Genomic DNA, 10,355 nt, shown 5'->3' on the forward strand with positions numbered 1-10,355 from the left:
GTCGTTAGTCATCAGCACCACCTCCTGCGGTCGCGGTGGCCGGACTGTCTGGCTCGCGTGCTGCGAGCCGCCGGCCGATGATACGGAAGAACTCCGGCATCGCGACGAACAGGATGATCAGTCCACGGAGGACGCCGACAAGCTGTGGCGGCACGTCGGTCGCGAACGCCACCACGTTCGAGCCGGACTTGAGGACGCCAAAGAGCAGCGCGGCGAAGACGGCCCCGATCGGGTTGTTGCCGGCGAGGATAGAGACGGTGATCCCGTCGAAACCGTAGCTCGGAATCCCAGTCTGGAACTTTCCAAGGGTCATCATCACGAATACGGCCCCGCCGATACCGCCCAGTGCGCCCGACAGCGTGAGCGAGGTCAGGATGGTCCGAGCAGAGTCGACGCCACCGTACTCCGCGGCCGCGGGCTGGATACCGGCGGTCCGCAGGTCATAGCCAAATGCCGTGTGTTCGAGCAGGTAGTAGACGCCGCCGACGAACGCGAGTGCTATCAGGAGTGCGAGCAGCGAGAAGTCCGTCCGCGGGTCAAACAGGATCGAGGGGAACTGTCCCTCAACGGGTAGGGTCGGGGTCTGTGTCGCCTGGCTCGTCGGGTCGGCGAAGTGGTTCCGGACGAGATACAGCGTTACCCGTACCGCGACGAAGTTGAGCATGATAGTGGTAATGACCTCGTTCGCGTCGGCGTAGGCTTTCAGCGCGCCGGGGATCGCACCATAGAGGCCGCCACCGATCGCGCCAGCGAGCAACCCGAGCGGAATAAACAGGACGAGCGCGATCGTCCCGGAGACCAGCGAACCGGCCCACAGCACCGTCAGTGCGGCTGCCAGTGCGCCGATGATAAGCTGGCCCTGCGTCCCGATGTTGAAGATGCCCGCACGGAACGCTAAGGCTACCGAAAGCCCGGTAAACACCAGTATCGTCGTCTCGCGTAGCGTCGCCGCAAACTGTGCGTTCAGCGGCGACCAGCCGCCGGCGAAGGGATCGCCCAGCGCGCCGAGGAACAGCCGGTTGAACACGTAGAACGGGTCGTAACACAGCGTCGTGGAACCGAACGTGAGGACCGGCGACCGACACGTCGCCAGCAGTCCCGCGGCAGTGACAATAACCGTCCCAACGACGAGAGAGAGCAATAGCGCCGAGACAGCGATGAGAATCCGCTCGCCGACTGAGGTCTGGCCCAGCCTGATCAGTCGCTGGCGGTACTGTGACCACCGGTCGTCCGAGTCCGGTGTCGGCGGGTCGTCCCCGTTCTGCGACGGGCCACCATCGCTCATTGATGGCCCTCCCCGTTCGCCGCGATGGTCGGGACAGCGTCAGGTTGCTGCCCGGCCATCAACAGCCCGAGCTGTTCTTCGGTCACGCGCTCTGGATCCACGATGTCGACGATCTCACCCTCGTAGACGACGGCGAGGCGGTCCGAAAGGGACTGGACCTCATCGAGGTTCGAGGAGATGAGCAACACGGCTCGGCCCGCTTCTCGGAGCGCGTTGATCTGGTCATGGATGAACTCCATCGACCCCACATCCACACCGCGAGTGGGGTGGGAGGCAACGACGAGACGCGGGTCCCGGGCGAACTCCCGACCGACGACGAACTTCTGCTGGTTCCCACCGGAAAGGGACTTCGCGTGGGCGTTGGCGTCCGGTGGCCGAACGTCGTATTCTTCGATAATCTCCTCCGCGTGGTCGCGCGTGTGGTTCCAGTCGATGCGTCCATTCGAGGTGTAGTCGGCCGCGTGCTGGCTCCCCAGCAGGCCGTTTTCGACGAGGTCGAAGTCCATCACCAAGCCCCGCTCCTGTCGGTCTTCCGGGATGTAGGCCAGCCCGGACTCGATTCGCTCCCGACGGCTGTCGGTGGTCCGGTCGACGCCGTCGTATATGATTGTCCCCTCATCAGGCATCTGGAGCCCGGTAATCGCCTCGACCAGTTCCGACTGGCCGTTTCCATCGACGCCAGCGATACCGAGCACCTCACCGGCCCGGACGTCAAGCGAGATCCCGTCGACCGCGCGGACGCCCCGGTCGTCCTCCATGACGAGGTCCGAAACCTCAAGGATAGACCGGCCTGGCTCGGCTGGGTCCCGGTCAAGGTCCAGCAGTACCTCCCGACCGACCATCATCTCGGCCAGTTCTTCCCGAGTGATGTCGTCGGCCGGCACTGTCCCGACGTTTTTCCCCTCTCGCAGAACAGTGATTTCGTCAGCAGCCTCCATCGCCTCGCCGAGCTTGTGCGTGATGAAGATAATCGTCTTCCCCTGGTCAGTCAGCTCCTCGAGCACGCGAAAGAGGTCTTCAACTTCCTGTGGTGTGAGCACTGCCGTCGGTTCGTCCAGAATCAGAACATCCGCGCCGCGGTAGAGCGCTTTGAGAATCTCGACGCGCTGCTGGACGCCGACACCGACATCTTCGATTCTGGCGTCGGGGTCCACGTCGAACCCGTACCGCTCAGACAGTTCACGGACCTGTTTTCGGGACTGTTCGCTGTCAACTGTGAGTCCAAGCCACTTGCGGGGCTCGTTCCCAAGCGTGATGTTCTCGGTGACGGTCATCGGATCGACCAGCATGAAGTGCTGGTGGATCATGCCGACACCTTCGTCGATGGCGTCGCGCGGCGAGTCGAACTGCTGTGTCTCGCCGTGCACGTTGACCGTCCCCTCGGTGGGCTGGTAGAGCCCGTAGAGGACGTTCATCAGGGTGGTTTTGCCCGCACCGTTCTCGCCGAGCAGTGCGTGAACCGTCCCCTTCTCGACCGCCAGATCGACATCGTCATTCGCGACTACCCCCGGAAACCGCTTTGTAATTCCATCGAGGTGGACGGCCTGTTCCATACTCTGAGCCGTTACCGTCCCGTTGTTTTAACTTCACGGTTCCACATGTCTGGCAAAAATCTGCGGCAACTGCGTGTGTGGCCGCGGTGGCGCTGTTGTATATTATGTCCAGAAGGTTCCGACCGCAAGGCCGGAATGGGCCGGCAAATCGCTCCAGCAATCCGCCTCAGGCGTTGTCGGGGTCAGTCGGCACGCTGATGTCGCCGTCGATGATGCTCTGGCGAACTTCAGAGACCTCGTCTTTGACGCTCTGTGGGATTTCCGAGCCGAGCTGCTGGCCGTACACCGCTTCGACGCCGTTCTGTTCGAGGCCGAGCGTGTTCACAGCGCCGCCATCGAAGTTATCATTCGTCGTCGACTCAATGGCGGCGTAGACAGCGTTGTCGACCCGCTTGACCATACTCGCGAGAATGATATCGCTGAAGTTCTCTTTCGTGACCGACTGGTCGCGGTCGACACCGACTGCGAAGCGCCCCGCCTCCTGGGCCGCCCGGAACACGCCAGTCCCGGTGTTGCCGGCCGCGTGGAAGACGATGTCCGCGCCGGATTCGTACATCGAGAGGGCCGCCTCCTGTCCGCCGGAAGGGTCGTTGAAATCGCCGACGTAGGCCGACTGTACCTCGACGTCCTCCTCCGCGTGCTTGACGCCGGCTTTGTAGCCGGCCTCGAAGCGACCGATGAGGTCACCCTCGACACCGCCGACGAAACCGACGCTCGCGGAGTCACCCTGCGTGGATCCGGCTCCAGCCGAGAAGTCCTGAGTGGACAGCTTCGCGGCCATCAGTCCAATGAGGAACGAGCCCTGATGCTCACCGAACACGTACGAGCCGACGTTGTCCGCGTCAACGACGGAGTCAACGATCATGAAGTCCTGCTCGGGGTACTGTTCGGCGTTCTCCGTGAGGGCGTCCGCCTGCAGGAAGCCGATACAGCAGATAAGATCGTAGTTCGGGTTCGAGGACTGTGCGTACTGTTGCTGAAGGCTGCCGAAGTCCTGTACTGCTTCCGGCTGCGACTCATCGTATTCGATGTTGAGCTCGTCTGCTGCCCGGATAGCTCCGGTCTGGGCCTGGTCGTTGAACGACCCGTCACCGAGCCCGCCCGTCGCATACACCATTCCGATGCGAGCGGCCGGACCGCTGTCGCCGTCGCCACCGTCCCCGCTATCGCTGTCGGTGTCCCCGCCGTCGCCGCCGCTGCCGTCGCCGCCATCGCCACCGAGGCAGCCAGCTAACCCGATTGCGGTTGCGGTACCAACACTACTGATGAACGTGCGCCTTCGCTGTGACATGTCCCACCAGCGGTGTCGATAGGCGTTAAAGACTTCGGTGTCGCACATTAGCCACATCGGCGACAAATCATGGCAAGGCGGACCGATCACCGTTCGATACCGACGCCGCGGACATTTTATGTACTGGGTGTGAACGGCTGCCAATGACAGTCTGGTCGCGTTCACACAGCAATAACTGGCAGACACCAGCGGGGCTCAGCAGGCGGTGACGACCGTCGTCTTCTGGGCGCTGGTCGCCCTCGCGACGATCACCGGTCTGGTGACAGCCTGGACCCTCGGTGCGAACAGCAACTCACCCCCATTCGCCCCGGCTATCGGTGCGAACGCCATTTCGACGATGCGCGCTGCCTTCCTGATCGGCATCCTCGCCGCGATGGGGGCACTGACCCAGGGCGGGAGCATTTCGGAAACGGTCGGGGCCGGCCTTATCGACGGCGCCACGATCACATCGCTCGCAGCCGTCGCCGGGCTGTTGACCGCGACCGGATTCATGGCGTTTGGCATCTACTCGGGCTACCCCGTCCCGGCAGCGTTCGCGACGACGGGCGCGATGGTCGGTGTTGGCCTCTCGCTCGGTGGACAGCCGGTGTTCGACACCTACCGTCGTATCGCGACGTTCTGGCTGCTTGTCCCACCTGTGTCGGGGAGCCTGGCCTATCTCACCGCGACGGTGTTGCGCCGAGACGACATCCCCGAAACGGTCGGGGTCCCGCTGCTCGCCGGCGTCGTCGGGGGTATCGTCGCAAACGTTCAGTTGAGCATCATCCCCTCGCCCGCCGGCACCGACCAGGGCTCGCTGGCCGGCTTTGCCGCGCTGGTCGCTGGCACGGATATCGCCGCCGTCGCCACGACGCTGCTGGTCGCCGCGGGGAGCTTCTACTACATCCGCCGACAGACCCAGGCCTCCGTCGATAAGGGTATCAAGACCTTTCTCGTCGTTCTCGGCAGCGTCGTTGCCTTCTCCAGTGGCGGCAGTCAGGTGGGCCTCGCGACCGGCCCGCTGGAGAACCTCTACCGCGCCGAACTCGGCCTGCCCGGATTTGTGTTGCTGGCGCTCGGCGCAGTGGGTATCCTCGGTGGCGCGTGGATGGGCGCACCCCGCCTGCTACAGGCGACCTCCCGTGAGTACGCGCAACTCGGCGTCCGCCGCTCCATCGCGGCGCTGGTCCCCGGCTTCATCATCGCGCAGGCCGCCATCGCGCTCGGCATCCCCATTTCGTTCAACAACATCATCATCTCCGGGGTCATCGGCGGCGGCCTGGCCGGTGGCTCCGCCGGCGTCTCGCGCCGGAAAATCGGTGTAACTGTCGGGTTCTGGCTCATCACACTCGTCACAAGCGTCGTGATCGGCTTCGGCGTGTATCAGGTGCTAGAAGCGGCGCTCGGTAGCCAGGTCTGAGAAGGGTGTGGTCGGCCAGCCACGCGCTACCGGACGACCGTTACCGTCACCGGCGCTTCGCTGACGACCGCCGTCGCAACGGTCCCCAGCAACCGCCGGGCGATCTCGTTTCGCGTCCCCCCGTGGCCACCCATCACCACCTGATCCACGTCGACCGCCTCGACGTAGTCCAGAATCGTCTCGGCCGGGTCACCGGTCTCGACAGCCGTTTCGACCTGTTGGCCGGCCTCACTGGCCTGCTGTGACGCCCGGTCGACGAGCTTCGTGGCCCGCTCGTCGGCAACCGCTTGGCGGTCCGCGTCCGGTTCGAGCACCCCGCCTTCGCTCATCCCCGTATCGAGCGGCGCAACGACGTTCAGAACTGTAATCCGGCAGTCAAACGTCTCCAGCGCGTACGTCAGCGCCTCGTCAGCCAGCGGTGACCCGTCCAGCGGGACGAGGACGTGTGTCGGTGTCATATGTTCTCTCTGGGAGGCGGCTACAAGTAGTCAGGGGCAAGTCGGTGCTTGCCAGATGAGTGTCAAGCCCGTCCCACATGAGTTCGAACCAGTGGAAGACTCGCTTCGCTCGTCTTCCAAGGCTCGAGTCCACTAATCACGACGCTGTCGCTCACGGGTTGTTCGCGACAAGAATAGTCCATCCTGGATTCGAACCAGAACCAGACGTGCTCGCTTCGCTGTGCGCGACTGGCAGGGCCCGAATCAGTAACTACGATTTCGTGGCTCGCGAGTTTGCTCGCCACAAAAATAGTCCATCCTGGATTCGAACCAGGGTCGAAGCCCCCAGAAGGCTTCAGGATTGGCCACTACCCCAATGGACTGTGTGCACTCTACAGTATCGGGTGCCCCTTTGTAAGCGTTGCGCGATTCGGTCGGACATGAAGCGTGTCAGCAGCCCACACAACACCGCCAGGAGAACAATAGCGTCATGCCTACGCTAGACGGCAAGACATCGACAGCGCTTTTTCGGGGTGCTGTGCACACTCGCGTATGTACGTTGGACGATTTGTCGTCGTCAGTCCCGAGGTCGGTGCGTACCGTGTCTCCTCGCGCTCGTTCCCCAACCGCCAGGCAGTCCAGCGCGACGAGACAGTGACCGTCGAGCCGACGCCAGACGCGCCGGAGACGGACAACCCATACATCTCCTACAACGGTGTCCGCGTCACCGAGCGCGGCGCAGTCGTCGGCAACGGCTCCCACGTCGACCCCATCGCCGAAAAGCTCGAACTGGGCTATCCGGCGCGGGACGCTATCGCGGAGCCGCTCCTGTCGCTCGACTTCGAGAAGGACGACTACGACACGCCGCGGGTCGCCGGTATCGTCGGTGTCGACGCGGCGGACCCAACGACGAACGCCGACGGCCCGGGCGCAGTCATCGGGACCGTCCGTCGGGACGCGCTGCTCGTCGAGGAAGTCACCGAGCCGACGCTGGTGGCGACCTACGAGGAGAACAGTCCGACGGCGTTCGACCTGGCCGCGACCGACGCCAGCGATGTGGCCCGCGAAGTGTACGACCACGAGTACGAGCACGCCGTCTGTTCGGCCGGTGTCGCGGGGTCGGCGGGCGAGTTCGATGTAGCAGTGTACAACGGGGAGTGAGCGGATGACCGCGAACGATGGCGGACACAGATACTGAGCTAGGACCGACACTCAAGACCCCACAGGGGATAGACACGAACAATGAAACTCGGCATCCTCTCTGATATCCACGGCAATCGGGTGGCGCTCATGGCGGTGCTTGCAGATATGCCGCCAGTTGACGGGCTGGTCTGTGCGGGGGACGTGGTCGGCTACAACCCCTGGCACGCCGACTGTGTCGACGCGATGCGGGGGCACACCGACGCGCTCCCTGCGGACGCTTCCTGGCCGACCGAAGAAGTCCCGACAGTGATGGGCAACCACGACCGGGCCGTCGCCGCCGAAACGCCGTTCGCGTTCAACGGGATGGCACAGGCCGGCGTCGAACACGCTACCGAACAGTTGTCCGACGAGCAAATCGAGTGGCTGGCGGCACTGCCCGATGAGCGCCGCGTCTGTAATGAACGGGTGAAACTCGTCCACGGCCACCCTGACGACCCGGACCACTACACGTACCCCGAAGAGTTCGGCCCGGACCTGCTGGGCGACGAGGACGTCCTCGTGATGGGCCACACGCACCATCAGCACCACGAGGTGTACGGGGACGGTATCGTGATGAACCCCGGCAGCGTGGGCCAGCCCCGCGACAGGGACCACCGGGCCGCCTACGCCGTGCTCGACCTCGCGGACCTAACTGTCGAGGAGCACCGCGTGGCCTACGACACGAGCGCAGTCATTGACGCGGTAGAGGACGCTGACCTGCCGCGGCAAATCGGCTTCCGGTTGACCCAGGGCCGGTAGCCACAGGAACGGCACGTCGTCCGTCGGCGGCAGCCTGCAGATACTGCAGCGGGACGAGAGAATTTATGTCCGTGACCGCTACTGTATGGCGTGGAGTCCCCATTTGAGGTCCTCGGAATTACACCGGACGCCGACGACGGGGAGATCGTCGACGCGTACCGCGAGCGGGTAAAAGAAGCACACCCCGACCAGGGCGGGTCGGCGGCCGAGTTCCAGACGGTCAAAACGGCCTACGAGCGACTGCAGAACGGATACGAGCCCGGGGACCCGCTTCCCGAGGAGACAGCGGAGCCCGAAGCCGAAGAGGCCCCGTCGGAACCGGACGACCCGATGGTGGAGTTTCTCAACTTCGAGGTGCTTGAGGACCACGGCTGGGCACTCGAAGACGAAGACCTGTTCGCGAAAGCCGCCGACGCGAACCTGCAATCGACTGACTTCGGGCGGTTCTACGTCGACCCGAACGACACGTTGCTGGAAGCGGCCGAGAAGAACGGCTTTGCGTGGCCCTTTGCCTGCCGCGGCGGCGCGTGTACGAACTGTGCGGTGGCGGTCGTCGACGGCGAGATGCCGTCGCCGGCGAGCCACATCCTCCCGCCCGAACTCACCGAGAAGGGGATTCGCCTGTCGTGTATCGCCGCACCGGTGTCTGACGACGCGAAAATCGTCTACAACCTGAAACACCTCCCCGAAGTCAGCGAATTACTGCTGCCCGCGAGCCGGTTCGAGCAGGCTTCCTCAACCGATTAACAAGTCCCCGGCCGTTAGAACACGTCCTGAACGAGTGAGAGAGCCTGTTCGCGGTCCTCCCACGGGACGAACACGGAGACCGACGTCGCGGACGTAATCACGTCATAGAGGTGGATGTGGGCGTCGGCCAACGGTGCAACGACCTGATGCGCGAGCGCCGACTGACTCGGATCGCCGCCGGTGACGCGGATAACGGCGATCTCGTCTTCAACGGTGACCGACGAAAGCGTCTCGTCGTCAACGATGCGGGCGTGAAGCAGCGCTTCGGCCTCCTCGGCGTCATCTTCGTCGACATAGAACGTCAACGAGTCCATTCCCGATGAGTTGGCCTCGATGTTGATGTCCTCGTCCGCAATAGCGCCTGACAGGTCCGCGAGGATGCCCGGGCTGTTCCGGATAGCGCGGCCGGCAACGGTGACGCAGGCGATTGGCTGTTCCTGCAGGTCGATGAGGTTCTGGAACTCGCCCTCGATAGACGTGCCACCGGAGAGCAGGTCGCCGTGCTGGTAGTGGACGACGCGAACACCGAGGTCCTCACTCTTGTACGACAGCGCCGACGGCGCGACCACCTCGGCCCCGCGGAAGGACAGCGAACGGAGCTCGTCGACGGAGATTTTGCCGACGTTCCGAGCGCCTTCGACGACGCGCGGGTCCCCGGTCATGACGCCTTCAACGTCGGTGACGATGACGACTTCGTCGGCGTCCATGTAGTCGCCCATCATCACGGCGCTCGTGTCGGAGCCGCCACGGCCAAGCGTCGTCACGTTGCCCTGATAGTCTTGTGCCAGGAAGCCGGTGATGACCGGGACGACATCCTTGAGCTGGCCGGCGAGCGCATGGGCGCGCTTCTGTGTCTCCTCAACGTCGACCTCACCGTACTCGTCGGTGATGATCGGCCAGTCCTCGCTGCCGGGTTCAAGAAAGACCGCCTCGATACCGCGGGCGGCGAGTGCACCCTTGAGCATCCGGACAGATGTCCGTTCGCCCATGGAAACGATTTCCGCACGGTCCGCGGAGTCGGCGTCGTAGTTGATTTCTTCGAGCAGTTCGTCGGTCGTGTTGCCCATCGCCGAGGCGACGACCGCGACCTCGTGGCCCTGCTGGACGGCAGCGGCAATCGAGTCCGCGGCCCGGTTGATGCGGTCGCCGCTACCGAGGCTCGTCCCACCGAATTTGGCGACTACGCGCATGCTACCACCGTGCCCGTGTGTACGTGAACCATTGCCCTCGCGTTATCCGTCGCTCGGGATAACTGTGTTCATCTGTGACCGCGTCTCACTGTCGACAGCGACCGGCAGATTCCGTCGTGCGAAGCCCTGTTGTTGCGAAGGCGGGCACAGTCCGGAGCGTCCGACACACCGTTTATTTGCGTGGGGTTCCCACGCACATGTATGGATATCCGCGACGCTATCGAGGATGACGCCGAGCGACTGGCCGCCCTCGCTGACGGGCCGCCGGACGTGATGCGAAACCTCGTCCACGACCGCACTGTCCGCGTGGCCGAGGAAGACGACAGCATTGTGGGGTTCGTGAGCTTCGACGCCGAACGTGGGACCGTCCACGTGACGCAACTGGCCGGGTCGAGCGACGCCTGTGAGGAACTCCTGACCGACCCTATCGAGTTCGCGCGCCGGGAACACATGACGGTCGAACTACTGCTTCCGGAGGACGAATCGCAAGTCCGGACCGCTGTTGAGGCGGT

Annotated in this window: 10 protein-coding genes and 1 tRNA gene; 5 read left to right on the plus strand and 6 right to left on the minus strand. The window is 63.9% G+C overall.

Annotated features, from left to right (window positions below):
* Positions 1 to 4 precede the first annotated feature (4 nt).
* The 3 genes from G9463_RS13065 to G9463_RS13075 all read right to left on the minus strand — a co-directional run bounded on the left by G9463_RS13065 (position 5) and on the right by G9463_RS13075 (position 4,177).
* Positions 5 to 1,285, minus strand: a complete 1,281-nt coding sequence (locus G9463_RS13065; RefSeq protein WP_004959807.1) for an ABC transporter permease — start codon at positions 1,283 to 1,285, stop codon at positions 5 to 7.
* A complete protein-coding gene (locus G9463_RS13070) occupies positions 1,282 to 2,838 on the minus strand; it encodes an ABC transporter ATP-binding protein (RefSeq protein WP_165896923.1) in 1,557 nt (518 codons plus the stop codon). Before G9463_RS13070 ends, G9463_RS13065 begins: the two co-directional genes overlap by 4 nt.
* Before the next feature lie 166 nt (positions 2,839 to 3,004).
* Positions 3,005 to 4,177 (minus strand): BMP family protein, encoded by a 1,173-nt coding sequence (locus tag G9463_RS13075; RefSeq protein ID WP_165896924.1) that lies wholly within the window; start codon positions 4,175 to 4,177, stop codon positions 3,005 to 3,007.
* A gap of 157 nt (positions 4,178 to 4,334) precedes the next feature.
* Between G9463_RS13075 and G9463_RS13080 the strand changes: the two genes are divergently transcribed.
* Positions 4,335 to 5,528: an inorganic phosphate transporter gene (locus G9463_RS13080; RefSeq protein ID WP_007189542.1), complete on the plus strand. Its 1,194-nt coding sequence runs from the start codon at positions 4,335 to 4,337 to the stop codon at positions 5,526 to 5,528.
* A gap of 26 nt (positions 5,529 to 5,554) precedes the next feature.
* Here the strand turns inward: G9463_RS13080 and G9463_RS13085 are convergent, their stop codons facing one another.
* On the minus strand, positions 5,555 to 5,986 hold the full coding sequence (locus G9463_RS13085; RefSeq protein ID WP_165896925.1) for a universal stress protein: 432 nt from the start codon (positions 5,984 to 5,986) through the stop codon (positions 5,555 to 5,557).
* Positions 5,987 to 6,275: 289 nt separating this feature from the next.
* Positions 6,276 to 6,348 (minus strand) — tRNA-Gln (locus tag G9463_RS13090).
* A 169-nt stretch (positions 6,349 to 6,517) separates the two neighbouring features.
* Between G9463_RS13090 and G9463_RS13095 the strand changes: the two genes are divergently transcribed.
* From G9463_RS13095 to fer, 3 genes are all read left to right on the plus strand, one after another.
* Entirely contained in the window at positions 6,518 to 7,126 is a 609-nt protein-coding gene (locus tag G9463_RS13095) for an IMP cyclohydrolase (protein ID WP_165896926.1), read from the plus strand.
* Positions 7,127 to 7,207: 81 nt separating this feature from the next.
* Positions 7,208 to 7,906: a metallophosphoesterase gene (locus G9463_RS13100; protein WP_165896927.1), complete on the plus strand. Its 699-nt coding sequence runs from the start codon at positions 7,208 to 7,210 to the stop codon at positions 7,904 to 7,906.
* Positions 7,907 to 7,996: 90 nt separating this feature from the next.
* Positions 7,997 to 8,653 carry a ferredoxin Fer gene (gene fer / locus G9463_RS13105; RefSeq protein WP_121302186.1) on the plus strand — a complete coding sequence of 219 codons (657 nt, stop codon included), beginning with the start codon at positions 7,997 to 7,999 and terminating at the stop codon, positions 8,651 to 8,653.
* Between the two features lie 14 nt (positions 8,654 to 8,667).
* On the opposite strand, the gene G9463_RS13110 is transcribed toward fer, so the two are convergent.
* Positions 8,668 to 9,843: an aspartate kinase gene (locus G9463_RS13110; protein ID WP_137440625.1), complete on the minus strand. Its 1,176-nt coding sequence runs from the start codon at positions 9,841 to 9,843 to the stop codon at positions 8,668 to 8,670.
* A gap of 201 nt (positions 9,844 to 10,044) precedes the next feature.
* On the opposite strand from G9463_RS13110, the gene G9463_RS13115 reads away from it, so the two are divergent.
* Positions 10,045 to 10,355: hypothetical protein (locus tag G9463_RS13115; protein ID WP_165896928.1), on the plus strand; the 311-nt coding region annotated here is incomplete at its 3' end.

This window comes from Haloarcula sp. JP-Z28 (genome assembly GCF_011440255.1).
Classification (GTDB): domain Archaea; phylum Halobacteriota; class Halobacteria; order Halobacteriales; family Haloarculaceae; genus Haloarcula; species Haloarcula marismortui.

Excerpts from the sequence above, each read along its gene's own strand:
- G9463_RS13065 (WP_004959807.1), bottom strand. The coding sequence starts at position 1,285 with ATGAGCGATGGTGGCCCGTCGCAGAACGGGGACGACCCGCCGACACCG.
- G9463_RS13070 (WP_165896923.1), bottom strand. The coding sequence starts at position 2,838 with ATGGAACAGGCCGTCCACCTCGATGGAATTACAAAGCGGTTTCCGGGG.
- G9463_RS13075 (WP_165896924.1), bottom strand. The coding sequence starts at position 4,177 with ATGTGCGACACCGAAGTCTTTAACGCCTATCGACACCGCTGGTGGGAC.
- G9463_RS13110 (WP_137440625.1), bottom strand. The coding sequence starts at position 9,843 with ATGCGCGTAGTCGCCAAATTCGGTGGGACGAGCCTCGGTAGCGGCGAC.
- G9463_RS13095 (WP_165896926.1), top strand. The coding sequence starts at position 6,518 with ATGTACGTTGGACGATTTGTCGTCGTCAGTCCCGAGGTCGGTGCGTAC.
- G9463_RS13085 (WP_165896925.1), bottom strand. The coding sequence starts at position 5,986 with ATGACACCGACACACGTCCTCGTCCCGCTGGACGGGTCACCGCTGGCT.
- G9463_RS13100 (WP_165896927.1), top strand. The coding sequence starts at position 7,208 with ATGAAACTCGGCATCCTCTCTGATATCCACGGCAATCGGGTGGCGCTC.